Raw genomic sequence first — 21,849 nt, forward strand, 5'->3', positions numbered from 1 at the left:
CCCGGCCTACTCGTACGCGCGTACCTGCCTGCGCAGCAGATGCGGCACGATCAGCCGGTGCATCGGGTCCACCGGCAGCATGTACAGGCGCCCGAACGCGTTGTGCGTATGCACCACCGTCGCCACTTCCAGCGTGTCACCCTGCCACTGCAGCGCCAGCTGCACGTGCAGGTGCCGGTCGTCATCCTCCAGCACGATGGCATCATCGTGCAGCGACTGCAGGGTGAAAATGCCGAGCCGCTGCCCGGGACTCGGATGCTGCGCAGCCTGCACCGCACGCAGCGAACCCAGATCCTTCATCCCGAGCAGGCGCATGCCCTGGTTGCGCAGCGCCATCAGCCCGTCAAACCACGCGGGGACCGTCGCTGCCATGTCGCGATAGGCCTGCAGTGCACTGCGCCCCTGTCGATGGGTGGCGACGCGGCAGGCATGCACGAAACCCGCACCCGCCAGCTGCGGATGCAGGACGCTGGCCGCGCTCGGCAGCGTGGTCACTACGTTCCACCGTCTCACGGCTTCGGCCCCTGCCCTTCGTTGTCTTCCCAGTGCAGGATGCGCCGTGTGACGAAGCGGTAGACCGGCTTGCCGGTGGCGAACCACAGTCGCGTACCCACGACGTGCGCTTGAGCACGCGCTTCTCCACCGGCGTCAATGACTCGCGGCAGTACATGCGTTTGTGCTTGAGCAGATGGCGCAGATCCTCGCGGGCCAGCAGGCGCATCCAGCGCGAGCGCGGATTGCCGATCACCGCCAGCTGGAAGTCGATCAGCGCCGGACGACCATCGTCGGTGACCAGCCAGTTGGCCTCCTTGGCCAGGTCGTTGTGGGCGACGCCGCGCCGGTGCAACTGCTGCAGCAGGCGCCGCGCGGCGCGGAACCAGGCGAGGTCGCCGCGCGGCGGGCGCTGGTACATGGCATCGCCGGCCATGAAACTGCGATCCAGGTGGCGGCCATCCCAATCGATCAGCTGCGGGACATCGGCCATGCCGTGGATATGACGCAGCGCGCGTGCTTCGCGCCGCGCCAGCCACCACGCCGGCAGGCGCAGCCACAACGGCGTCGCCCCCAGATCGCGGCGCACGAACGGCCCGTCGGGGCCCTCCATACGAAGGATGCGGCCGAAGCTGTCGGCCTTCAATGCATGTGGTGGGACGTCTGGCGAATGCGGCATGGCGCCATTCTAGGCGATGCCGACGGTGGCAAACGGTCGGCAAGCGGCTGGGAACCAGTCACCTTCACGCCCTTATAATCGGGCAATGGACTCTTCATGGATCGACGCCACCCTTGCGTGGATTGCCGCTCATCCCGTGCTGGCGGGCGCGGTCATTTTTCTGATCGCGTTCTGCGATGCGGTCATCATTCTCGGCGCCATCGTGCCCGCACTGCCCCTGCTGTTCGCCGTGGGCGTGTTCATCGGCCTTGGCCAGATCTCCGGGCCGTACGCGGTCGCTGCGGCAGCGCTGGGTGCATTCGCGGGCGACGGCATCAGCTACTGGATCGGCCGCCGCTGGGGCGATCGCCTGCGCGGCGTGTGGCCGTTCAGCCGCTACCCGCAACTGCTGGACCGTGGCGAGAACCTGTTCCGCCGCAATGCCTTCAAGAGCATTCTTGTGGCCCGCTACGTCGGCGCGATCCGGCCGTTCGTCCCCGCCATCGCCGGCATGATGAACATGCCCGCCAGCCGCTACATGCAGGCCAGCGGCATCGCCAGCATTTCCTGGGCCGTGCTGTTCCTGGCGCCAGGCTGGATCCTGGGCGAAGCCTATGACGCGGTCGCGGCCGTGGCAGGTCGCCTGGTGGTGGTGGTCGGCCTGCTCGCGGTGATCCTCAGCCTGGTCTGGGCGATCGTGCTGTACGGCTACCGCTGGTCCGCCGCGCGCATGGATCATTGGCTGTCGCGCCTGCTCGACTGGTCCAACCGCCATCCGACTCTGGGCCGTTACACGGTCGGCGTGCTCGACCCGAAGCGGCGCGAGTCGGTGCCGTTGGCGATGCTGGCACTGATGCTGCTGCTGCTCGGCTGGGGCTGGTTCGCACTGCTCACCCTGGTGGTTGCGCACGGTGAACCGCTTGCGGTCGATCTGCTGGTGCACCAGGCCATGCTGGCGCTGCGCAACCCGCTGGCCGACTACCCGATGGCGGCGCTGGCCTCGCTCGGCGCATGGCCGGTACTGCTGCCGGCCACCGCCGCGGCGATGGGCTACCTGATCTGGCGCCGGCGCTGGATGGCTGCGGCGCACTGGCTGGCCGCGCTCGCCTTCGGCCTGGCCCTGACGCTGCTGCTCGGCGCGACCGTGGATGTGGTCCGCCCGGTCGACGCCAGCAGCGGCTTCGGCTTCCCGTCGGTATCGGTGACCATGGCCACCATCACCTTCGGCTTCTTCGCGGTCCTGATCGCGCGCGAGATGCCCGGCCGCACCCGCGTCTGGCCGTACCTCGTATCGGGCATCGTGGTCAGCCTGATCGGCTTCTCGCGCCTGTATCTGGGCGCACACTGGCTGAGCGATGTGATCGGCGGCATGCTGTTCGGCACGTTCTGGCTGCTGGTGCTGGGCATTGCTTACCGCCGCCGGTTCAACCGGTCGTTCTGGGTCAAACCGGTCGCCTGGCTTTTCTACGGCGTCTTCGCCGTTGCCGCGATGTGGTATGCGCCGCGCAACATCGCGGTGAAGCTGGAACGTTTCGAGCCGTCCCTGCCCGCCGCGCAGGCGATGGATATGCAGGCGTGGTGGCAGCACGACTGGTCCGCGCTGCCGGCGCGCCGCAACGAGTTCGACGATGACCAGCGCTGGCCGCTCGATGTGCAGGTCGCCGGTCCCCTGGCCCCGTTGCAGGCACAGCTGGAGGCACGTGGCTGGACGCTGCAGGAGCAGGCCGGTTGGCAGGAAGCATTGCTGATGCTGGACAAGGACACCGGTGCGGAGCAGCTGCCGGTCTTGCCGGCAACGCTGGACACGCGCGTGGAAGCATTGCTGATGGTGCGCCAGGGGGCGCGTCCGGACGAGCGCTACGTGCTGCGCCTGTGGCCGGCCGCCGTGCAGCTGCAGCCGGGCGACACGCCACTGTGGCTGGGCAGCGCACAGACCCTGCGCTACGAGCGCCACTTCCAGTGGATCGGCATGTGGCATCCGCTGCGCGGCGTGGATCCAGCCTTGAACGCGGTGAAGGACGCCGTGCAGGACCTGCCGCAACGCGAGGATGTGCACGGCGAAACCGGGTTGCCGGTACTGCGGTTGAAGACCATCGCACCGTGAGGAGCCGCCGGGCGTGGCCCGGCGCTACCGCGATGCCGTGTGGTAGCGCCGGGCCATGCCCGGCGGCACCAGTTCCAAGCGCTGCGTGAATGATTCTTACGGCATCCAGCCCAGCAACTGCTGCAGGCGCTGATGCGGATCGTCCATCTGCAGCAGTTGCAGGCGCTGCTGTTCGCTCAACGGCAGCAGCTCGGCCAGCCGCCAACCGACCCAGCTTGCCTGGTCCAGCAACGCAGGGTTGGCCGGAGCGTAGGCTTCGCCGGCCTGCTCGATGATGTGACCCAGCACGGTGGCCAGCAGCGCATGCTGTGGACGCAGCTCGTCATCCGGGTCTTCTTCGCACCAGCGCACATCGGCCACCACCAGGCCGTTGTCGCGCACCCGGGTGCGCTCGACATGGAAGCGGCGGGTACCGCGCAGGCGCAGCTGCAGCACGCCGTCGGCGCCGACATCGAAGTCCTCGATGCGTACCTGCACACCGTAGGCGGCCGGCGTTGCCGGCGCACCGACCTCCTGGCCATCAAGGATCAGGCAGACGCCGAATCCCTCCGCACTGCGGCCGCTGTCGCGGATCAGGTCCAGATAGCGGCGCTCGAACACGCGCAGGCCGATCGCCGCGCCAGGCAGCAGGGTGGCGTGCAGCGGGAACAGGGGCAGTGACGCGTCCGTGCTCATCGCGCCTGCAATGCTGCGAGGAAACGGCGCGGCGCGCCGTCGAAGCCACCATTGGACATGAACACCACGTGGTCACCGCGGTGCACGCGCTCCTGCAGCTGTGCCAGCAATGCGTCGGTATCGGGTACCGCGTGCGCGTGGCCGCGCACCGCTGCGATCACCGACGCTGCGTCCCAGGCCAGCTCGGGACGATGCAGGAACACCACCTCGTCGGCCAGCGCCAGCGAGGGCGCAAGCGCGTGTGCATGTGCGCCCAGCCGCATCGAATTGCTGCGCGGTTCCATCGCCACCACGATGCGTGCATCGCCCACCTTGGCGCGCAGGCCCTCGAGGGTGGTGGCGATCGCGGTGGGATGGTGCGCGAAGTCGTCGTAGACGGTGATGCCGTCGTGGCTGCCGATCACTTCCATGCGCCGCTTGACGCTGCGGAAGCGCGCCAGCGCCGGGATCACCTCGGCCGGTGCCACGCCCACCGCATGGGCAGCGGCCAGCGCAGCCAGGCCATTGAGCACGTTGTGCCGCCCCAGCAGCGACCATTGCACATCGCCCAGCGCTTGCCCGTGATGGTGCACGCGGAAGGCGCTGCCGTCGGCGGCCAGCAGTTCGGCATGCCATTCCAGCGCCGGATCGAATCCGAAACGCTCGACCGGCGTCCAGCAGCCCATTGCCAGCACTTCGGCCAGGTGCACGTCCTCGCCGTTGACGATCAGGCGGCCGCGCGCCGGCACGGTGCGCACCAGATGGTGGAACTGGCGCTGGATCGCGGCCACGTCCGGGAAGATGTCGGCGTGGTCGTATTCGAGATTGTTGAGGATGGCGACCAGCGGCCGGTAGTGGACGAACTTGCTGCGCTTGTCGAAGAAGGCGGTGTCGTACTCATCGGCTTCCACCACGAACTCACGGCCCTGGCCGAGGCGGGCGGAAACGCCGAAATCCTCGGCCACGCCACCGATCAGGAAACCCGGTGCGCGACCGGCATTCTCCAGCAGCCAGGTGAGGATGGTCGTGGTGGTGGTCTTGCCGTGGGTGCCGGCCACAGCCAGCGTGTCGCGGCCCGGCAGCACCTGCTCGGACAGCCACTGCGCGCCGGAGCTGTAGCGCTGGCCGGCGTCGAGCACGGCCTCCACGGCCGGGTTGCCACGCGAGAGCGCGTTGCCGATCACCACCTGATCGGTGCCCGCCGGCACGCTGTCGACCCGGTAGCCCTGGTCCAGGGTGATGCCCAGCTGCTCCAGCTGGGTCGACATCGGCGGATAGATGGCCTGGTCACTGCCGCTGACCGTATGGCCCAGTTCCCGCGCCAGGGCGGCCACGCCACCCATGAAGGTGCCGGCGATTGCAAGGATATGTACGCTGCTCATGAGCGAGGATTGTGACCGATCACGGCTGTATAGGGCCAATGTCCGTAATGGGGTCAGACAAGTCCTACACCCGATGTGAGAAAACTCCAGCCACCTGTCAGGGAATTCCCGATAGCGATGTTCTGTGAACCCGGACACAATTCGGATTGCCAGCCGCAGTACCCGAACCGGTCCTACTCCCCAAGAGGCCATCCCCAAGGGAGCTCATGCTGCGGGGCCCTGAGCAAGCCCTCCGCTGGCACCTATGAAAACGACACAGGCCTGGTCCGCAAGGACCAGGCCTGTGTTCTGCATGCCGACCGCAGCCGGCCGCGCGCCTGGTTCAGGCCTTGATCGCGGCCAGGATGCGGGCTTCGATCTCGTCGAGCTCGCCGACGCCATCGACGCGTGCCAGGGTGCCCCGGCCTGCATAGAAATCCACCACCGGCGCGGTCTGGTCGTTGTAGACCTGCAGTCGCTGGCGCACCGATTCGGGATTGTCGTCGGCGCGGCCCTGCTCCTTGGCGCGGCCGGCGATGCGTTCGACCAGCAGTTCGGTGGCCACATCCAGCTGCACCACCGCATCCAGCGGCTGACCGATCTTGGCCAGCAGGCCGTCCAGCGCATTGGCCTGCGCCACGTTGCGCGGATAGCCATCCAGGATGAAGCCCTTGGCGACATCCGCCTGGGCCAGCCGCGACTCAAGCATGCCCAGCAGGATCTCGTCCGACACCAGGTTGCCGGCATCCATCACCGCTTTCGCCTGCTTGCCCAGCTCCGAGCCCGCAGCGATCTCCGCGCGCAGCATGTCACCGGTCGAGATATGGGCGATGCCCAGCTTGTCCTTCAGGCGCGTCGCCTGTGTCCCCTTGCCCGAACCGGGCGGTCCCAACAGAACCAATCGCATTGACCTGACTCCAACGTGTTGAAAACAAAGAAGGTTCGCGTCCCGGACGGTCCGGTATCGCTGCACCGCAATAGCGCCACTTTAACGCATCCGGGTAATGTCCCTGCAATGTCCCTCCCCTGAGCAGGTAGAAGCATGCGCAACGGTACCCTCCTCTATGCCCAGTCCGGTGGTGTCACCGCGGTCATCAACGCCACCGCTGCGGCGGTGATCGAACAGGCCCGGGCCAAGGGCATCAAGGTCCTGGCGGCCCGCAACGGCATCCTGGGCGCCCTGCGCGAAGAGCTGATCGATACCAGCAGGGAGAGTGCGGCGGCCATCCGCGCCCTCGCCCATACACCGGGCGGTGCCTTCGGTTCGTGCCGCTTCAAGCTGAAGTCGCTCGATGCCGACCGTGCGCGCTACGAACGTCTGCTGCAGGTCCTGCGCGCGCACGACGTGCGCTGGTTCCTCTACAACGGCGGCAACGACTCGGCCGATACCGCGCTGAAGGTCTCGCAGCTGGCCAAGGCCTCCGGCTACGACCTGACCTGCATCGGCGTGCCGAAGACCATCGACAACGACCTGGCTGTTACCGATACCTGCCCCGGCTTCGGCTCGGCGGCCAAGTACACCGCGGTGTCGGTGCGCGAGGCGGCGCTGGATGTCGCGGCGATGGCCGAGACCTCCACCCGCGTGTTCATCTACGAGGCGATGGGCCGCCATGCCGGATGGCTGGCCGCTGCCGCAGGCCTGGCCGGCAATGGCGACGATGAGGCCCCGCACATCATCCTGCTGCCCGAACGTGCCTATGACGAGGCCGCCTTCCTGGCCAAGGTCAAGGCGGTGGTCGAACGCGTCGGGTACTGCGTGGTCGTGGCCTCCGAGGGCATCGCCACGGCGGATGGCCGCTTCGTCGCCGATGCCGGCGGCAGCAAGGATTCATTCGGTCATTCGCAGTTGGGCGGCGTCGCCGCGCACCTCGCTGGCCGGGTCAAGGACCAGTTGGGGCTGAAGGTGCACTGGGCCCTGCCCGATTACCTGCAGCGCTCGGCACGTCACATCGCCAGCCGCACCGACTGGGACCAGGCGCAGGCCGTGGGCAAGGCGGCCGTGCAACTGGCATTGAAGGGCCAGAACGGGGTGATGCCGGTGATCGTGCGCAGCAGCGACGCACCGTACCGCTGGAAGATCGAGTCCGCGCCGCTGTCGAAGATCGCCAACCACGAGAAGAAGATGCCGGCCAGCTTCATCCGGCGCGACGGCTTCGGCATCACTGCCCGGGCGCGCGCCTATCTGTCACCGCTGATCAAGGGCGAAGCGCCACTGCCGTACGGCGCCGATGGCCTGCCGAAGTATGTGACGCTGAAGAACGTGGCAGTGAAGAAGACGCTGCCGGCCTTCGAGGTCTGACTGCGATCATGGCCCTGCGGATCGTCCGCCTCGGTTCTCCGCGCGTTCCGGGCGAAGGCCTGCGCATCGGCACCGTACGCCGCCCGCCGCGCGGCGTGCCACGCAGCGAGTTCGCCCGCCAGGACTGGTACGACGTGTGGTTCCCGACGTTGTCGCCCAGCGCGGAACGGGTGAAACAGGCTCGCGGGGCGACCACCGCGGCCGACTGGAATGCCTTCTTCCGCAGCTACCGTGCCGAGATGAAGGCGCCCGACGCAGCCCACGCGCTGGATCTGCTGGCCGCGCTGTCGCAGCACACCGACATCAGCGTGGGCTGCTACTGCGAGGATGAGGCGCACTGCCATCGTTCGGCACTGCGTGACCTGCTGGTGGCCCGCGGTGCGAAGCTGGCCGAGTGATGGCAGGGGTGCCGGCCAGCGGCCGGCACTACCGGGTTCTCCGCCGGGCATGGCCCGACGCTACCGGTGCGCGCCGAAGTACATCCACGCCCTGCGTGGCTTCGCCCTGCCGGACGGCGTCAGTTGCAGGCCTTGCCTTCCACCTGCAGCTGCGCGGCGAACATCGTCACCTGCGGAATCTTGCCGGCGGCGGCCTGCTTCTTTGCTTCTTCCAGATAGATGCGCGACTGCCCCTGGCCGTCCAGCGCCTGGCGGTTGTCGACCGGCAGACGCCACACCCGCACCACCGCCTGCTGTGCCGGGCACGTCGCGCTGGGCACGCGGATCACGTCATTGAGCTTCCAGCCCTTGTCGACAGCGGGCTGCGCCTTGGCGAAGTCGACAAAACGAGCGCGCGGCTGGCACTGCTCGCTGGTACGGACCACGGCGAATCGATACGGCTCGGCAGCCTGGCCGGTGAAGGCGCCCTCCAGCCGCGCACAGGCTTCGGGAATCTGCCGCAGCGTGTGTACCGCTCCCACCGCCTGCGGCGCACCCACCGCGCGTTGCAGTTCCGGGGTCTCGGCGGCAGATGCAGGCATTGCCGGCACAAGGGCGGCAAGCATCAACAGGGACAGACGCATGGGAGGGTCTCCTTCAGGACTGAGCGCAGGCTTGCAGAGGAAGGCTTAACAGGGTGCAAAGGCGCGTCGGTGGAGGGGCAAGCGCTGCGCCTTCCACGCACGGCGCTACCATCCGGGCGCATGTGCACGCATACTGCGGCCACCAGGGAATGCTGAACACCGCCATACGTCGGACGACCGCCACGGTCGGCACGGGTTGGTTCCAGGCTGCAGCCCGTCGTCCCCCTCGTGGTGAAGTTCATCGCCACTGGATGCTCATCATCCATTCTGCGGAGGGGTCTAATGCTGGAACGTCACGGGCTGTCATTGGCGCTGGGCTGCGCCATTCTCGCGATCCTGTTCGGAATCGTCTCGGCGCGCTGGATCCTGCGCCAACCCACCGGCAATGAGCGCATGGTCGCGATCGCCACCGCGATCCAGGAGGGCGCACGCGCCTATCTGAACCGCCAGTACCTGACCATCGGCATCGCTGGCGCGGTGTTGTTCGTGCTCGTAGGCGTGTTCCTGAGCTGGTACACCGCTGTCGGCTTCGCGGTGGGTGCGGTGCTGTCCGGCGTTGCCGGCTACATCGGCATGAACGTGTCGGTGCGCGCCAACGTGCGGACCGCTGAAGCCGCACGCAACGGCATCAGCGCCGCGATGGACGTAGCGTTCCGTGGCGGTGCGATCACCGGCATGCTGGTGGTCGGCCTGGGCCTGCTGGGCGTGGCCGGCTATTACGCCCTGCTGCTGCGGCTCGGGCTGCAGATGGACCAGGCGCTGCATGCGCTGGTCGGCCTGGCCTTCGGCTCTTCCCTGATCTCGATCTTCGCGCGCCTGGGCGGCGGCATCTTCACCAAGGGCGCCGACGTCGGCGCCGACCTGGTCGGCAAGGTCGAAGCCGGCATTCCCGAAGACGATCCGCGCAACCCGGCGGTGATCGCCGACAACGTCGGCGACAACGTCGGTGACTGCGCCGGCATGGCCGCCGATCTGTTCGAAACCTACGCGGTCACGGTGATCGCAACCATGCTGCTGGGCAGCCTGATGCTCGCCGAAGCCGGCGCCAACGCCGTGCTGTATCCGCTGGTGCTGGGAGGCGTGTCGATCATCGCATCGATCATCGGCGCGCTGTTCGTCAAGGTGAAGCCCGGTGGCTCGATCATGGGGGCCCTGTACAAGGGCGTGATCGTGTCGGGTGTTCTGGCGGCGATCGCCTTCTACCCGATCACCACGGGGCTGATGTCCGACAACGTGCACGGTCCATTGGCGCTGTATGGCTGCGCCCTCATCGGCCTGGTCCTGACCGGCCTGATCGTCTGGATCACCGAGTACTACACCGGTACCCAGTACAAGCCGGTGCAGCACGTCGCCCAGGCGTCGACCACCGGACATGGCACCAACATCATCGCCGGCCTCGGCATCTCGATGAAGTCCACCGCGCTGCCGGTGGTGGCGGTCTGTGCCGCGATCTGGGGCGCCTACGCGCTGGGCGGCCTGTACGGCATCGCCATCGCCGCTACTGCCATGCTGTCGATGGCCGGCATGATCGTGGCCCTCGACGCCTACGGACCGATCACCGACAACGCGGGCGGCATCGCGGAGATGGCTGAACTGCCCTCGGAGATCCGGGACATCACCGATCCGCTTGACGCGGTGGGCAACACCACCAAGGCCGTGACCAAGGGCTATGCGATCGGCTCGGCGGCGCTGGCGGCGCTGGTGCTGTTCGCCGACTACACGCACAACCTGCAGGCGGCGAACCCCGGGCAGGAGTTCCGCTTCGACCTCAGTGACCACACGGTGATCATCGGCCTGCTGATCGGCGGCCTGATTCCGTACCTGTTCGGCGCGATGGCCATGGAGGCGGTGGGTCGGGCCGCAGGCGCGGTGGTGGAGGAAGTGCGCCGGCAGTTCCGCGACATCCCCGGCATCATGCAGGGCACCGGCAAGCCGCAGTACGACAAGGCCGTGGACATGCTGACCCGTTCTGCGATCCGCGAGATGATCCTGCCCTCGCTGCTGCCGGTGGTGGTGCCGGTGGTGGTCGGCCTGCTGCTGGGCCCACGCGCGCTGGGGGGCCTGCTGATCGGAACGATCGTCACCGGCCTGTTCGTGGCGATTTCGATGACGACCGGCGGCGGTGCCTGGGACAACGCCAAGAAGTACATCGAGGATGGCCACTTCGGCGGCAAGGGCAGCGAAGCGCACAAGGCCGCGGTGACCGGCGACACGGTCGGCGACCCGTACAAGGACACGGCCGGGCCGGCGATCAATCCGCTGATCAAGATCATCAACATCGTGGCGCTGCTGCTGGTGCCGCTGCTGTAGCGGATCGGTGGAGCCGGGCGTGGGCCCGGCTCCACCCCCTCACGCGGACTCAGCGATTCCAGCGACGCCCACAGCGGCGCGGATCGCCGACATCGCCACGTTCGACACTCTGGGGCGGCTCCAACCGTGGCGCCGGCCGGCTGAGCACATAGCCGGCGCTGACCGCGAAGAACAGGCCCACGCCCAGCAGCAGCCGCCAGGAAGGGTGCGCGCCCCAGCAGAACAAGGCGAACCCCGCCGCCATGCCAGCGCTGGCCAATGCCTTGCCCCGGCGCGACACCGCGCCCTGTTCCCGCCACAGTCGCAGCGGCGGGCCGTAGCGAGGATGTGCCAGCAGCCGTTGCTCGAACCGTGGCGAACTGCGCGCGAAGCAGCCCAGCGCCAGGATCAGGAAGATGGTGGTGGGCATCACCGGCAGCAACGCGCCGATCACCCCCAGCCCGACCATCATCCAGCCCAGCGCGAACCACAGCCAGCGCATCAGCGCATCGCCCGCAGGCAGAGCCCGGGCATCAGCCGAACTCGATTTCAACGTGGCCATGCACGCTACGGAACGCGGCATCGGCGGCATCGATCACCTGCTGTTCCTGCGCGGCGCTCAGGGGCACCGCATCCAACGCGGCGGTGAATTCCCGCCAGTGGCGGGCCGCGCCATCCGGGTGCGCAGCCAGGTGGCGGGCACCGAACCCTTGGTCCAGGCCAAGCCGCGCGGCCATCTTGTACAGCACCGTGCCCCCCAGGTTGGAGCCTTCGGCCACGTACAGCCACCCCAGCGCCACCGGCAACGGCAGGTCACCTGCCAACGGCGCCATGTCCGCGCCAGGGAGATCCTGCCCCAGGTCGTGCAGATCAGCTGCCACCTGCTGCAGACGCCGACGCCCGGCCAGCCCCGGCAGCAATGCGTCCAGCGCCGGGCTGGCGTACAGCCGGTCGATGCTGCGGTGGAAGCGGTACTGCACGCGCAGGAAGCGGGCGAAGCTGCCGAGATCGGCAAAGATGTCACCGGCCATGATGCGCTTGTCCAGTGCGCCGTGGCTGTCGCGTGTGGCGGCCTTGAGGCGCAGGCTGCGGCTGTCTTCAGGAGCGATGTGTGCGTTCATGGAGGGTACCTGGGAGAGAGGTCCTGCTGTAGACGTGTGGCGCAGGGCTTTCCCCAACCCCGCTTGCGTCGATAATGCCCCTCCCTCTTTCCCGCCGGGAACCGATGATGATCACCACCGAACCGCGCATGACCAACCTGTTCCTGCAGCTGGGCCTGGATGCCAGCGCCGAGGGCATCGCCCGCTTCATCCGCGACCACCAGCTGGCTACCGGCGTGGCGGTGGCCGACGCGCCCTACTGGAACGATGGCCAGCGGCAGTTCCTGGCCGAATCGCTGCAGGCCGATGCGGCCTGGAGCACGGTGGTCGATGAACTGAACGAGTCGCTGCACGAAGATGCGGTGAAGGCAGCGACCGGGCTGTAAGCCCGCGGTCGCGGCAAGGCGGTGCAGTGGCCGGTTCGCACCGGCCGCTGCAGGACGCCCACAGGCTACGCTCAGTATCTCCAGGTGAACGCAAGGCGCGCGGTACGGCCCGGGGCGGGCATCACGCCCAGGGCGAGCGGATCGAGATAGTAACGATCCGTCACGTTGTCCACATTCGCCTCCACCGACAGCTGGTCGCTGAAGCGCCAGCTGGCGAACAGATCCACCAGGGTGGTGGGCCGGTACAGCTGCTGGATCGCCGAAAGGCCGACATTCCAGTCCTTGTCCAGTCTGCTGATCGGGCCGGCGTTGTGGATCACCCGGGTGCCGAAGGTCAGGCGCTCGTCGAACAGGCGCGATCCAGCCGTCAGGTTCACCATGTAGCGCGGCGGGTTCTGCGTATTGGTGTAGGAACCCTCGAAGCCACCGTCCACGCAGTTGGGCGTACTGGCCAGTTCATCATTGTTGCGCTGTGCACCGTACGCCCGGCGCTCGGCGGCGATGTCCGGGGCGCAGGTCTTGGCCTTGAAGTAGTAATGCGCGGACAGGTCGGCAAATACCTTGCCGCTGTCATAGCTGGACTGGAACTCCATGCCTGAGACCTTGAACTGGTCGACGTTGCGGATCAGGCCGGCCGACAGCGTGCGGTAGTCACGCGTGATCAGGTCATCGATGCGCGTATCGAAGTACGCCAGCTTCAGCGCGAGGCGATCATCGGCGGTGAACAGGTCATGGTGGACGGTGCTGGCACCGATTTCCCAACTGCGCGCGCGCTCCGGCTTCAGCTCTCCGACGGGTCTGGCGGCGGTGAACAGGCCCAGTGTCGTCTCGAACAGGCTCGGAAGCTTGGTGCCCTCGGCGTACTTCACGTAGACCATCGTGTCCTCGCTGAAGCGATAGGCCACGCTGGCGGTGGGTGAGAAGGCACTGTCGCGGCGACGGATCGGCTGCGACCAGGTCCAGCTGACCGGCACCTCCAGGTCTTCCGGTGCATCAGCGTCGTAGAAGTTCCAGCCACCGATGTCAGCCACCGTGCCTTTCTTATACGGCGAGGCCAGCAGCGAGGCCTGGGTGAACGCACCCTCGGCGTCCGGATACCAGTTCAGCAGCGCGATGCGCTTGGCGCGCCAGGAGGGCAGTGCCGGGTTGCCATCCAGCAGCTCGGTGTAGCGGTACTGTCCCTGCACTTCATAGGCATCGGGTGTGGCCAGACGATTGCGGTCATGCACGTCCACCCGGTTCCAGCGGCCGCCGGCCATCAACTCCCAGTGTTCGTCGGGCTGCCACTTCAGCGACGCCACGGCGCTGTACTCCTTGCGCTCAGCGTTGCGCAGGAAACGGTTGTTGACCAGATCATCCTGCTTGATCGGTGCGGAGCTGCCCGGTGCGATGTCCTCGTTGCTGTAGGACAGGCCGTAGTCGAGGGTGAACACGCCTGCACGGGTGTCGAAGATCGAGGTGTTGCTGGCATCCAGGCCTAAGCGCTTCTGTCGCAGCGGATTGCGGTAGGCATCCTTGTAGCCCGGATCGCCGCTGAAACTCGGCGCGTCGTACCACTCGGTACGGCGGTCGAAGTACCACGGCGTGATGCCGGTCAGGCTGTTGTACATCACGCTGTCAGCATCGGTGTACCAGGCGTTGACGCGCAGATCGATCCGTTCGCTGTCTGGATCGAAGCGATAGCGCAGGCTGTAGCTGTCCATGTCGACGTGGCCGGAATCCCACTGTGGGATGCGATCCCGCTCAACGCGGATGATCTGCGAGGCCATGATCTCGCCGGCGCGGCCCTCATAGCGGCGATAGCCAGCTTCGAGGGTCTGCGCATCGTCGATGCGCCAGGTGCCCTTGAGCAGGGCCGACGTCGAGCGCGAGGAGGTGTTGAACACTTCGGTGCGCGGCGGATTCAACGGTGCCAGCGTGCGCCGTGTCTGCGGAAAGTCATCGTATCCGTGCCTGCCGGAGAAGTAGTTGCCGTTGTCGCGGCGGGCGTACGCCGCGACCAGATCGAAGCGGTCCCACTGCCCGGCGGCGGCAACGTTGAAGAACTGGCTTCCGGTGGCGCTGCGGTCCGTCCGGGGCACGGCGCTGTAAGCCGGCACGCTGTTGGCGCTGGCGTTGGCCAACCCAGCGCGCACGCGGACGCCGACGTCGCGGCCCTCGCGCAGGATGTCACCCACGTTCAGCGTCTCCATCTCCACCACGCCGCCGATGCCGCCGGACGCGTTGGCCTGCAGGCTGGGGCCCTTGGTGATGGTCAGGCGTGAGATCAGGTCCGGATCAAGATAGCTGCGCTGTGACTGGCCGGCGTAGCCTCGGTAGGTGTCCATGCTGGACTGCCCGCCATCGATGATGACGGGCACGCGGCTCTGGCCCTGGATGCCGCGGATGTTCACGTCGAAACCGTTGCCCACGCGCGGATCACCGGCGGTGACCCCGGCCACGCCCTTGACGATGTCGCCGCTGGATGTGCCACGGAAGCGCTCCAGCGTTGTGCGATCCAGCGTGGTGGTCGAGCCGACGCTGCGATAGGTGTCGAGCAGGCGCGCCTCGTCGCTGCCGATGCCTTCAGCGACGCGATCGCCGGCCACACGCAGCGGGCCGGTGATGGTCGGCGATTGCGCCTGCAGGGCGCCGGCCGCTGCCAGTGTCACTGCACCGTCGCCGACACGGCGCACGCCCATGCCACTGCCCTGCAGCAGCCGCGCCAGCGCCTCGTCTGCGGTGAGCGGGCCGCTGACCGCCTGCGACGTGACGCCGCTGGCCAACGCAGCCGGATAGACCACCTGTACGCCGGACTGCCGCATGTAGCTGCGCAACGCGCTGTCGAGCGGCTGCGCGGGAATGTCGAAGCGCTGCGCGGCTGCCTGCGGGTTGGCAGTGTCCTGGGCCAGCGCGGGCGGTACTGCGCCGGCAATACCGGCGGCGAGCAGTGCGACACACAGGCGGGACGGGCGCGGAGTGCGGCCCGGACGTGGGGAATCGAACATGGAGAAACCTGTCAGGAGAGCGGAGCCGCAGGCGCGGCGTCATCCACGGCACGCGTGGACACGGCGACGTACGTGGCGGCTGCGGGTACGTTCGTGGAGTAAGACGAACGGCAGCGCCACAGCCCCAAGGGGGATCACTGAAAATCGCGTCTCCACGCGTGACGTGGCGTCATCTGTGAACGATGACCACACCCATCGGCAGGCGGGTGATCCTCAGCCCCGTCGTCTCCGCGAGTGCATCCAGGGCTTGCTCGGGGCGATCGATACGCAGTGCGGCGCTCACGGCCGGCAAGGTCGAAAGGTCGCCCTGCACGAAGGTCGGACCGGCACGATAACGACCAAGCAGATGCACTGCATCGGCAACATTGGCCTGCTCAAGCAGCAGTTCGCCCTGGCGCCACGCACCCACGCTGTCGGCAGCGACATCGCTCAGGCGGACGACGCCGGACGCGGAACCGTACTGCGCACGCTGCCCCGCCTGCAGATAGGTCCAGCCACTGTCGGCCGGGGCGGCCACGCGCACCCTGCCCTGCCCTACCTGGGTTTCAACCGCTTCCTCGACCCGCGACACGGAGAATGCCGTGGAGATGTCTTCAACCACGCCGTTGCCTGCGGCCACGCTGAAGCGCCGCTGCGGATCGGCGACCACCTCGAACCAGGCGCGGCCACGCAGCAGATCGACCCGCCGAGTGCCCGCATCGAAGTGCACGGCGATCGCGCTGTCCGCGTCGAGCACCGCACGGCTGCCGTCGGGCAACTGCACATGCTGGACGCTCTGGCGGCTGCGGTGGTCCGCCTGCAGGCGCAGGGACGCCTCGGGCCAGACCATCAGCATCGCCAGGGCGGCAGCGGCAGCCGTCATCCAGCGCAGCCGCTGACGCCGGCGCCGCACCGCAGACGCGACAGCCGGTCGAGGGCCGAGGCTGCGCCACAGCGTGCGCTGCTGCTCGAAGGCGTGGCGATGGCCCGGTTGCGCCAGCCACTCTTCGAATTCGCACATGCCAGCATCGGTGATGTCGCCCGATGCCAGCCACGCGATCCAGCGCATGGCCTGTTCGGCCACGACGTCTTCGCAGGCGGCGGGAGAAGAAGTGTTCGGCGGGCTCATTGGCTGGCGGACAGGAATATTCACGCGCGGGGAGAGGGAACTGGACCGCAGGTACAGTCCAGCCATCAAGACGTTTGAACCAGGCCCATCCCCAAGCGCGTCCGCTCAGCGGCCGCTGCGGGCCCAGGCCAGGCGCTGCAACGCGGCGCGGATGTGGTTCTCCACGGTGGTGACCGACACGCCAAGGCGACGCGCGATCTCGGCCTGGGTCAGGCCCTGCAGCCGATTGAGGCGGAAGATGGCGCGGGTCGGCTCCGGCAGGTGGCTGGCCGCATCGAGGACACGCTGCAGCTCATCCTGCGCCATCACCTGCTCTTCGGTGGACGTAGACGTAGCCTCGTCCGGTCCCCACAGGTAGTGATCGGCCAACAGGCGGTTGCGGCGCGTCGACTCGCGTCCATGATCGGTCGCCAGGTTGGCTGCCAGGCGGTACAGATAGGCCCTGGGATTGTCGATCAACGGGGCGTTGCCCACCCCGCGGGCCTTGAACCAGACAGCCTGGATCACGTCCTCCGCACCCGGGTCGCCCCCCAGGATGCGCTGCACCCGGCGCAGCAGCGCCGGCCGCTCTCGGATCAGCAGTTCGGTGAGGGTGGCGGCATTGGATGGCATGCGCGGAGCCGGTACGACGGGAGGGCGCCGCGCATGCTACACCGTCAATGCGAATCAGTCACGTTCTCATTTGAGAGAATCACAGGCAACCGATCAGCCCCTCGTGAATCGAAATGCGGCTGCCTGGCGGCGTGACATGGATCGCACGGACGGGCGCGGCCTGCTCCAGCGCACGGAGGAAGTCCTCAAGCCGTGTTCCCGTCGCCACGGGCAGTGGACAGGCGAAACTGCGCAGGTCGACATCGATCCGTCCATCATCAGCCACCGTGGTGGCGCTGCCGGCGAAGGTCCAGATGCAGCTCTGGATGGCGCCGCTCGCCGCATGCACCGAGCAGCGCAACCGCATCGGCAGCAGATTGCTGTATTCGCCTTCGCAGAAGGTGTCACCGCAGACGTGGTCAAAGCTCTGCCGCAGCGACCGTTCGACCGCCAGGAAGCGTTGCCACCCAGCCGCCTGGCTGGGGAACAGGCGTGCATCCACATAGGCCGGCGCAGCGTGCGCCGCGCCGGCCAGCCCCATCAGGCCTGCAAGAACAACCCTCTTCAGCGCGCGCATCAGGCGGCCCTCCCGGCATTGCCCGGCCGCCCCAGGCAGGTCGGCAGTGTGTCGAAGACCGTCACATCGGTGCCGGGGAAGGGCTCGAACGCGCCCTCCTCCTGCTCCAGCGTCGCGTGGAACACCTCCACCGGAATCCCCTCCCCAAGGGTGACGGGGCAGATCCAGCGCGCATTGTCCACCTGCACTTCGCCGCGGACCGGTTCGACCTGCAGCTCGCTGGCCACGATGCCCCAGGCGCAGTGGCGTACGGTATCGGCGTCGGCCTGAACGGCGCAGCGGAACGTCAGTACCCGGTAGTTGCTGTACTCACCTTCGCAGAAGGTGTCGGCGCAGATGCCGTCGAACTCGCGCACCAGCGACGCCTGCAACCGGTGGAAGCGGTCCCGATTGGCTTGGGGCGAGGGGTAGTCGACAAGGTCGACATGGCTGGCGTGTGCCAGCGCCGGCAGGGTTGCGAACAACAGGAACGTGCCGCAGCAGCGGGTTGTCCAGGACATGGCGGATATCTCCCAGGGAACGAGCCAGCAGCCTGCGCCGGCCGGCCTTCCGGGCCCATCGGGCAAGGCGGGCGCCGCAGGTCGTCCACCTGCGCAGCGGCCTGTAGGGGTCGCCCCACCTGCACAGCGGCCTGCAAAGGCATAAAATGGAGGGCTATCCGCCTACATCCCCACCTGGAGCACGACCATGGGTCTGGAACTCGTCTCGCCCGGCAAGAACCCGCCGGAAGAAATCAACGTCATCATCGAGATCCCGAAGGACTCGGAGCCGGTGAAGTACGAAGTGGACAAGGAAACCGGCGCGATCTTCGTCGACCGCATCCTGTCGACCCCGATGCGCTACCCGTGCAACTACGGCTACGTGCCCAGCACCCTGTGCGGCGACGGCGATCCGGCCGACGTGCTGGTGGTGCTGCCGCTGCCGCTGGTGCCGGGCTCGGTGGTGCGCTGCCGCCCGGTCGGCGTGCTGAAGATGAGCGATGAGGCTGGCAGCGACGAGAAGATCCTGGCCGTGCCGGTCGCCAAGATCTTCAGCGGCTATGCCCACGTGGAGGACATCGAGCAGGTCTCCAGCCACTGGCTGGAGCGCATCGGCCACTTCTTCGAGCACTACAAGGACCTGGAAAAGGGCAAGTGGGTCAAGCTCGACGGCTGGGGCGGTGCGGCGGAAGCCAAGCAGATCCTGGTCGAAGCGCACGCGCGCTACCTGGACGGCAGCAAGGCCTGATCCTGAACCGCGTCGCTCCGGTGTGTCCTGCCGGAGCGATGCGGGTCACGTTTCAACACCACGGCACAGCACTCCGGGTGCTGTATTAGGTAAATTGCGTCACTTCACACGTCGTCGACATCCAGCGTCGAGACAGCCAGGGGATTGTGTCGTGCGTATTCTGCTTGTTGGAGATGCAGCCAGCCTGCCGGCCGAGCTGACCGAATTCATTGCCGATCTTGGGGAAGACTGGCAGCCGTTGACCGCCGCCGACGGCCACACCGCGATGACGGCAGTGGCGACGCAGGGCGTGGACGCGGTGATCGTCTGCCCGCAGCTGCCGGACCTCAATGCCACCACCTTGCTGGGGCAGATCCGGACACTGCGCCCGGAAACCATCCGTATCGCCCTGGTCGATGCCCAGCACGGCAACCGGCCACCACCGGCGCGCCTGATTGGCGTTGCCCACCGCTTCCTGCCGCTGCCACTGGCGCCGGAGGTGCTGCTGGAGGCCTTGACCAGCCTGGAAGAGCTGCGCGAGGTGCTGGACAGCCCGCGCCTGCGTGATGCCATCGGCCGCATCGAGAAGCTGCCTTCGCCGCCACACCTGTACCTGAGCCTGACCCAGGCCCTGGAACACGATGACGATACCGACAGCGCCGACGTGGCCAAACTGGTCGCCGCCGATCCTGCCATCGCCGCGAAAGTCCTGCAGCTGTCCAACTCGGCCTTCTTCAGCCAGGGCCGCACCATCGCCGATCTGCGCACGGCGGTCACCCGACTGGGCCTGTCCACCCTGCGCGACCTGGTCCTGGCAAGCGAGGTGTTCTCGGCACCGACGCTGTCTGCGGCCGAACGCAACTCGCTGCAGCAGCGCGCCCTGCTCGCCTCGCGCCTGGCCGCCCGCCTGCTGCCCGATTCCAGTGCGGAACTGGGTGCCACCGCGGCGCTGCTGGCTGACATCGGCCTGCTGCTGCCGGGCGTCCGCAACGAGCGCAGCGAGCCTGCGCTGGCCGGCGACCTCCGTCCCGGGCACGCCGAAGCCGGCGCCTACCTGCTGGGGCTGTGGGGCCTGCCGATGCCGATCATCGAAGCGGTGGCGTTCCACCTGCAGCCGCAACGCGCCACGACCCGCAGTTTCTGGGTGACCGGCGCGGTGCACGTGGCGCTGGCGCTGGTCAACGGCGATCCCGTTGACGAGGACTACCTGCAGCGCGCGGGCGTGCTCAATCGACTGCCGCAGTGGCGTGAGCATGCCAATGCACTGATGGGGCTGACACCCACTGACGCCTGAGCGGCACGCGGCCGACTGCCTCCACCTCGAATGAGGGCGCGTCCAACGGACGCGCCCTTTTTCCTGCCTCAGCGCTGCGGACAGGCGTCCAGCACGCACAGACGCCATTGGCGCTCGCACAGGGCCGGAGCGTTGCCCTTGGCCAGGCACTCCAGCCGGAGTTCCTCGCAGTACACACCGCCGCCGCAGACGATGATGTTCTGTGCGGACAGCGAGCCCACCAGCGTTGCGTAGATCAGGACGGCGGCCGATACCTGGCGGAAAAGCGTGCGCTTCATATCCATCTCCCAGTGTCCGGTATTGGACGCACCTACTGTGCTGAATGCGACAAGAGCAGACAGTGACCGCACTCACTTTCCCGACCTGATCAGAATTCCCTTACAGAAATGAAAAGGGCGGACCTTGCGGTCCGCCCTCCTCGTTCTGCTATCGCACTTCGATGGATCAGAAGCGCTGGGTGTACTTCATGTACAGGAAGCGACCCACGTCGAAGCCGCCGTAGTAGGCGAAGCTCGAGTTCGGCTGGGTGAACATGATCGGACCCTTGTGGTCGAACACGTTGTTGGCGCCCAGCGCGATGGTGGCATCCCACGGTGCCTTCCAGCTGACCTGCAGGTCGTGGAAGGTGTTGGAGCCGGTCTTGCGCAGCGGCGACTTCTCACCGTTCTGGTAGCGGTCGGCGTCGTCGCACGGACGGTTGGCCACGCAGGCTTCGTTCATGCCCGAGTAGTAACGTGCGGTGTACGCCACGCCGAAGTCACCCTTCGACCAGGTCAGGCCCAGGTTCGAACGCACGCGGAACAGGCCCGGCTCACCGACACGGCCGATGGTGATGTTGTCACCGTCAGCGTTCTGGCCCTGCTCGTCGTACTTGGCCAGGTAGCTCGTCTGCCAGTCGATCGCGAACTGGCCGATGGCCAGCTCCGGCAGGCGGTACTTGATGCCCAGGTCGTAGCCCTGGGTTTCCATCTGGCCGAGGTTGGCCAGGCCGTAGGTCATGCCGTTGATGTGGCCATCGCCTGCACGGGTGTGCGCGGCGCAACGCGAAGCATCGCCCAGCACGTAGCAGTCACGCAGGATGCGGTCGACGCTGTCAGCGATGATCATGTCGCTGATTTCGTACTTGTACCAGTCCAGCGAGATGTCCAGGCCCTGCACCCAGCGCGGGCTCCAGACCAGGCCAACGGTGGTGCTCTTGGAGGTTTCCGGGGTCAGGTTCGGGTTGGCACCCGAGATGAACTGGTCCGGCGTCGCACACGGGGTCGAGGTGCACGGAATCAGGCCCTGGCCCAGCTGGGTGTAACCGACCGGGACGCCCGCCGCCGAGCAGGCCGCGTTGCCGTTGACCGAACCCGGCGCGGTGATGCCGCACGGATCGGTGTACGACTCGAAGCTGCTGCTCAGGCCACCGTACAGGTTGTCGATGGTCGGAGCACGGAAGCCCTCAGCCCAGGTACCACGAACCAGCAGCTCGTCCAGCGGACGCCAGGTGAAGCCGAACTTCGAGTTCAGGGTGTCGCCGAAGTTGCTGTAATCCGAGTAACGGGTCGCAGCATTCAGGGTCAGTTCCTTGGCAAACGGCATGTCCGCCAGGACCGGCACGTTCAGTTCCAGGTAGACCTCGTCCAGCGAGTACTCACCCTGGGTGGTCTGCGCGCCCAGGCCGGTGGACTGGCCCGACTGTGCGAAGGCGTCCGGCGAGAAGCGGCCTTCTTCCTTGCG

At 67.3% G+C, this 21,849-nt stretch carries 21 protein-coding genes and 1 pseudogene; 7 read left to right on the top strand and 15 right to left on the bottom strand.

The features are described from left to right. Positions 1 to 6 precede the first annotated feature (6 nt). Positions 7 to 513 (bottom strand): DUF2867 domain-containing protein, encoded by a 507-nt coding sequence (locus QMZ25_RS07380; protein WP_283219378.1) that lies wholly within the window; start codon positions 511 to 513, stop codon positions 7 to 9. Further along, positions 510 to 1,171, bottom strand: a pseudogene (locus QMZ25_RS07385) (serine/threonine-protein kinase). The gene QMZ25_RS07380 and the pseudogene QMZ25_RS07385 overlap by 4 nt, the downstream one beginning before the upstream one ends. An 85-nt stretch (positions 1,172 to 1,256) precedes the next feature. On the opposite strand from QMZ25_RS07385, the gene QMZ25_RS07390 reads away from it, so the two are divergent. Next, entirely contained in the window at positions 1,257 to 3,254 is a 1,998-nt protein-coding gene (locus QMZ25_RS07390) for a bifunctional DedA family/phosphatase PAP2 family protein (RefSeq protein ID WP_065175086.1), read from the top strand. A 96-nt stretch (positions 3,255 to 3,350) separates the two neighbouring features. Here the strand turns inward: QMZ25_RS07390 and QMZ25_RS07395 are convergent, their stop codons facing one another. From QMZ25_RS07395 to QMZ25_RS07405, 3 genes are all read right to left on the bottom strand, one after another. Next, complete coding sequence (locus tag QMZ25_RS07395; protein WP_065175087.1) at positions 3,351 to 3,929, bottom strand: LON peptidase substrate-binding domain-containing protein; 579 nt, start codon at positions 3,927 to 3,929, stop codon at positions 3,351 to 3,353. Continuing rightward, on the bottom strand, positions 3,926 to 5,290 hold the full coding sequence (mpl, locus tag QMZ25_RS07400; RefSeq protein ID WP_065181702.1) for a UDP-N-acetylmuramate:L-alanyl-gamma-D-glutamyl-meso-diaminopimelate ligase: 1,365 nt from the start codon (positions 5,288 to 5,290) through the stop codon (positions 3,926 to 3,928). Before mpl ends, QMZ25_RS07395 begins: the two co-directional genes overlap by 4 nt. Before the next feature lie 322 nt (positions 5,291 to 5,612). After that, a complete protein-coding gene (locus tag QMZ25_RS07405; RefSeq protein WP_053519211.1) occupies positions 5,613 to 6,176 on the bottom strand; it encodes an adenylate kinase in 564 nt (187 codons plus the stop codon). A gap of 135 nt (positions 6,177 to 6,311) precedes the next feature. Between QMZ25_RS07405 and QMZ25_RS07410 the strand changes: the two genes are divergently transcribed. Together QMZ25_RS07410 and QMZ25_RS07415 are read left to right on the top strand one after the other, a co-directional pair. Then, positions 6,312 to 7,568 carry a 6-phosphofructokinase gene (locus tag QMZ25_RS07410; RefSeq protein WP_283219379.1) on the top strand — a complete coding sequence of 419 codons (1,257 nt, stop codon included), beginning with the start codon at positions 6,312 to 6,314 and terminating at the stop codon, positions 7,566 to 7,568. 8 nt (positions 7,569 to 7,576) lie between these two features. Beyond that, the gene (locus tag QMZ25_RS07415) at positions 7,577 to 7,966 is read left to right on the top strand and encodes a DUF488 family protein (RefSeq protein WP_053519206.1); all 390 of its coding nucleotides are present in this window, start codon (positions 7,577 to 7,579) and stop codon (positions 7,964 to 7,966) included. Between the two features lie 119 nt (positions 7,967 to 8,085). Here the strand turns inward: QMZ25_RS07415 and QMZ25_RS07420 are convergent, their stop codons facing one another. After that, on the bottom strand, positions 8,086 to 8,589 hold the full coding sequence (locus QMZ25_RS07420) for a hypothetical protein (protein WP_065175090.1): 504 nt from the start codon (positions 8,587 to 8,589) through the stop codon (positions 8,086 to 8,088). Positions 8,590 to 8,871: 282 nt separating this feature from the next. Here QMZ25_RS07420 and QMZ25_RS07425 point away from each other — a divergent pair, with 282 nt between their 5' ends. Continuing rightward, positions 8,872 to 10,899 carry a sodium-translocating pyrophosphatase gene (locus QMZ25_RS07425; protein WP_065175091.1) on the top strand — a complete coding sequence of 676 codons (2,028 nt, stop codon included), beginning with the start codon at positions 8,872 to 8,874 and terminating at the stop codon, positions 10,897 to 10,899. A 49-nt stretch (positions 10,900 to 10,948) separates the two neighbouring features. On the opposite strand, the gene QMZ25_RS07430 is transcribed toward QMZ25_RS07425, so the two are convergent. Together QMZ25_RS07430 and QMZ25_RS07435 are read right to left on the bottom strand one after the other, a co-directional pair. Then, complete coding sequence (locus QMZ25_RS07430) at positions 10,949 to 11,380, bottom strand: YbaN family protein (RefSeq protein ID WP_345782729.1); 432 nt, start codon at positions 11,378 to 11,380, stop codon at positions 10,949 to 10,951. Positions 11,381 to 11,411: 31 nt separating this feature from the next. Beyond that, positions 11,412 to 11,999, bottom strand: a complete 588-nt coding sequence (locus QMZ25_RS07435) for a biliverdin-producing heme oxygenase (protein WP_065175093.1) — start codon at positions 11,997 to 11,999, stop codon at positions 11,412 to 11,414. Between the two features lie 107 nt (positions 12,000 to 12,106). On the opposite strand from QMZ25_RS07435, the gene QMZ25_RS07440 reads away from it, so the two are divergent. Beyond that, the gene (locus QMZ25_RS07440; RefSeq protein ID WP_053519195.1) at positions 12,107 to 12,364 is read left to right on the top strand and encodes a DUF2789 domain-containing protein; all 258 of its coding nucleotides are present in this window, start codon (positions 12,107 to 12,109) and stop codon (positions 12,362 to 12,364) included. 71 nt (positions 12,365 to 12,435) lie between these two features. On the opposite strand, the gene QMZ25_RS07445 is transcribed toward QMZ25_RS07440, so the two are convergent. The 5 genes from QMZ25_RS07445 to QMZ25_RS07465 all read right to left on the bottom strand — a co-directional run bounded on the left by QMZ25_RS07445 (position 12,436) and on the right by QMZ25_RS07465 (position 18,127). Then, the gene (locus tag QMZ25_RS07445; RefSeq protein ID WP_283219381.1) at positions 12,436 to 15,351 is read right to left on the bottom strand and encodes a TonB-dependent receptor; all 2,916 of its coding nucleotides are present in this window, start codon (positions 15,349 to 15,351) and stop codon (positions 12,436 to 12,438) included. Positions 15,352 to 15,520: 169 nt separating this feature from the next. Beyond that, a complete protein-coding gene (locus QMZ25_RS07450) occupies positions 15,521 to 16,459 on the bottom strand; it encodes a FecR domain-containing protein (protein WP_283219382.1) in 939 nt (312 codons plus the stop codon). Between the two features lie 105 nt (positions 16,460 to 16,564). After that, positions 16,565 to 17,071: an RNA polymerase sigma factor gene (locus QMZ25_RS07455; protein ID WP_053519189.1), complete on the bottom strand. Its 507-nt coding sequence runs from the start codon at positions 17,069 to 17,071 to the stop codon at positions 16,565 to 16,567. Positions 17,072 to 17,150: 79 nt separating this feature from the next. Further along, positions 17,151 to 17,627 (bottom strand): hypothetical protein, encoded by a 477-nt coding sequence (locus tag QMZ25_RS07460; protein WP_180875874.1) that lies wholly within the window; start codon positions 17,625 to 17,627, stop codon positions 17,151 to 17,153. Then, complete coding sequence (locus QMZ25_RS07465) at positions 17,627 to 18,127, bottom strand: hypothetical protein (RefSeq protein WP_283219383.1); 501 nt, start codon at positions 18,125 to 18,127, stop codon at positions 17,627 to 17,629. Before QMZ25_RS07465 ends, QMZ25_RS07460 begins: the two co-directional genes overlap by 1 nt. 187 nt (positions 18,128 to 18,314) lie before the next feature. On the opposite strand from QMZ25_RS07465, the gene ppa reads away from it, so the two are divergent. Beyond that, positions 18,315 to 18,854, top strand: coding sequence for an inorganic diphosphatase (ppa, locus tag QMZ25_RS07470; RefSeq protein WP_283219384.1), 540 nt, complete (start codon positions 18,315 to 18,317; stop codon positions 18,852 to 18,854). A 151-nt stretch (positions 18,855 to 19,005) separates the two neighbouring features. After that, positions 19,006 to 20,127, top strand: a complete 1,122-nt coding sequence (locus tag QMZ25_RS07475; protein WP_053519181.1) for an HDOD domain-containing protein — start codon at positions 19,006 to 19,008, stop codon at positions 20,125 to 20,127. Positions 20,128 to 20,195: 68 nt separating this feature from the next. On the opposite strand, the gene QMZ25_RS07480 is transcribed toward QMZ25_RS07475, so the two are convergent. Next, a complete protein-coding gene (locus tag QMZ25_RS07480; protein WP_074899728.1) occupies positions 20,196 to 20,405 on the bottom strand; it encodes a hypothetical protein in 210 nt (69 codons plus the stop codon). 166 nt (positions 20,406 to 20,571) lie between these two features. Next, positions 20,572 to 21,849, bottom strand: a 1,278-nt coding sequence (locus tag QMZ25_RS07485; protein WP_283219385.1) for a TonB-dependent receptor, incomplete at its 5' end; no start/stop codon positions are given.

The sequence above is a fragment of the Stenotrophomonas sp. RS-48 genome, from assembly GCF_030053245.1.
Lineage (GTDB): Bacteria > Pseudomonadota > Gammaproteobacteria > Xanthomonadales > Xanthomonadaceae > Stenotrophomonas > Stenotrophomonas maltophilia_P.

What these genes read in the sequence shown, in the direction of transcription:
- QMZ25_RS07395 (WP_065175087.1), bottom strand. Translation starts at nt 3,929, where the DNA reads ATGAGCACGGACGCGTCACTGCCCCTGTTCCCGCTGCACGCCACCCTG.
- ppa (WP_283219384.1), top strand. Translation starts at nt 18,315, where the DNA reads ATGGGTCTGGAACTCGTCTCGCCCGGCAAGAACCCGCCGGAAGAAATC.
- QMZ25_RS07430 (WP_345782729.1), bottom strand. Translation starts at nt 11,380, where the DNA reads ATGCGCTGGCTGTGGTTCGCGCTGGGCTGGATGATGGTCGGGCTGGGG.
- QMZ25_RS07390 (WP_065175086.1), top strand. Translation starts at nt 1,257, where the DNA reads ATGGACTCTTCATGGATCGACGCCACCCTTGCGTGGATTGCCGCTCAT.
- QMZ25_RS07420 (WP_065175090.1), bottom strand. Translation starts at nt 8,589, where the DNA reads ATGCGTCTGTCCCTGTTGATGCTTGCCGCCCTTGTGCCGGCAATGCCT.
- QMZ25_RS07480 (WP_074899728.1), bottom strand. Translation starts at nt 20,405, where the DNA reads ATGAAGCGCACGCTTTTCCGCCAGGTATCGGCCGCCGTCCTGATCTAC.
- QMZ25_RS07445 (WP_283219381.1), bottom strand. Translation starts at nt 15,351, where the DNA reads ATGTTCGATTCCCCACGTCCGGGCCGCACTCCGCGCCCGTCCCGCCTG.
- QMZ25_RS07425 (WP_065175091.1), top strand. Translation starts at nt 8,872, where the DNA reads ATGCTGGAACGTCACGGGCTGTCATTGGCGCTGGGCTGCGCCATTCTC.
- QMZ25_RS07410 (WP_283219379.1), top strand. Translation starts at nt 6,312, where the DNA reads ATGCGCAACGGTACCCTCCTCTATGCCCAGTCCGGTGGTGTCACCGCG.
- QMZ25_RS07455 (WP_053519189.1), bottom strand. Translation starts at nt 17,071, where the DNA reads ATGCCATCCAATGCCGCCACCCTCACCGAACTGCTGATCCGAGAGCGG.
- QMZ25_RS07415 (WP_053519206.1), top strand. Translation starts at nt 7,577, where the DNA reads ATGGCCCTGCGGATCGTCCGCCTCGGTTCTCCGCGCGTTCCGGGCGAA.
- QMZ25_RS07450 (WP_283219382.1), bottom strand. Translation starts at nt 16,459, where the DNA reads ATGAGCCCGCCGAACACTTCTTCTCCCGCCGCCTGCGAAGACGTCGTG.
- QMZ25_RS07465 (WP_283219383.1), bottom strand. Translation starts at nt 18,127, where the DNA reads ATGTCCTGGACAACCCGCTGCTGCGGCACGTTCCTGTTGTTCGCAACC.
- QMZ25_RS07440 (WP_053519195.1), top strand. Translation starts at nt 12,107, where the DNA reads ATGATCACCACCGAACCGCGCATGACCAACCTGTTCCTGCAGCTGGGC.
- mpl (WP_065181702.1), bottom strand. Translation starts at nt 5,290, where the DNA reads ATGAGCAGCGTACATATCCTTGCAATCGCCGGCACCTTCATGGGTGGC.
- QMZ25_RS07460 (WP_180875874.1), bottom strand. Translation starts at nt 17,627, where the DNA reads ATGCGCGCGCTGAAGAGGGTTGTTCTTGCAGGCCTGATGGGGCTGGCC.
- QMZ25_RS07405 (WP_053519211.1), bottom strand. Translation starts at nt 6,176, where the DNA reads ATGCGATTGGTTCTGTTGGGACCGCCCGGTTCGGGCAAGGGGACACAG.
- QMZ25_RS07435 (WP_065175093.1), bottom strand. Translation starts at nt 11,999, where the DNA reads ATGAACGCACACATCGCTCCTGAAGACAGCCGCAGCCTGCGCCTCAAG.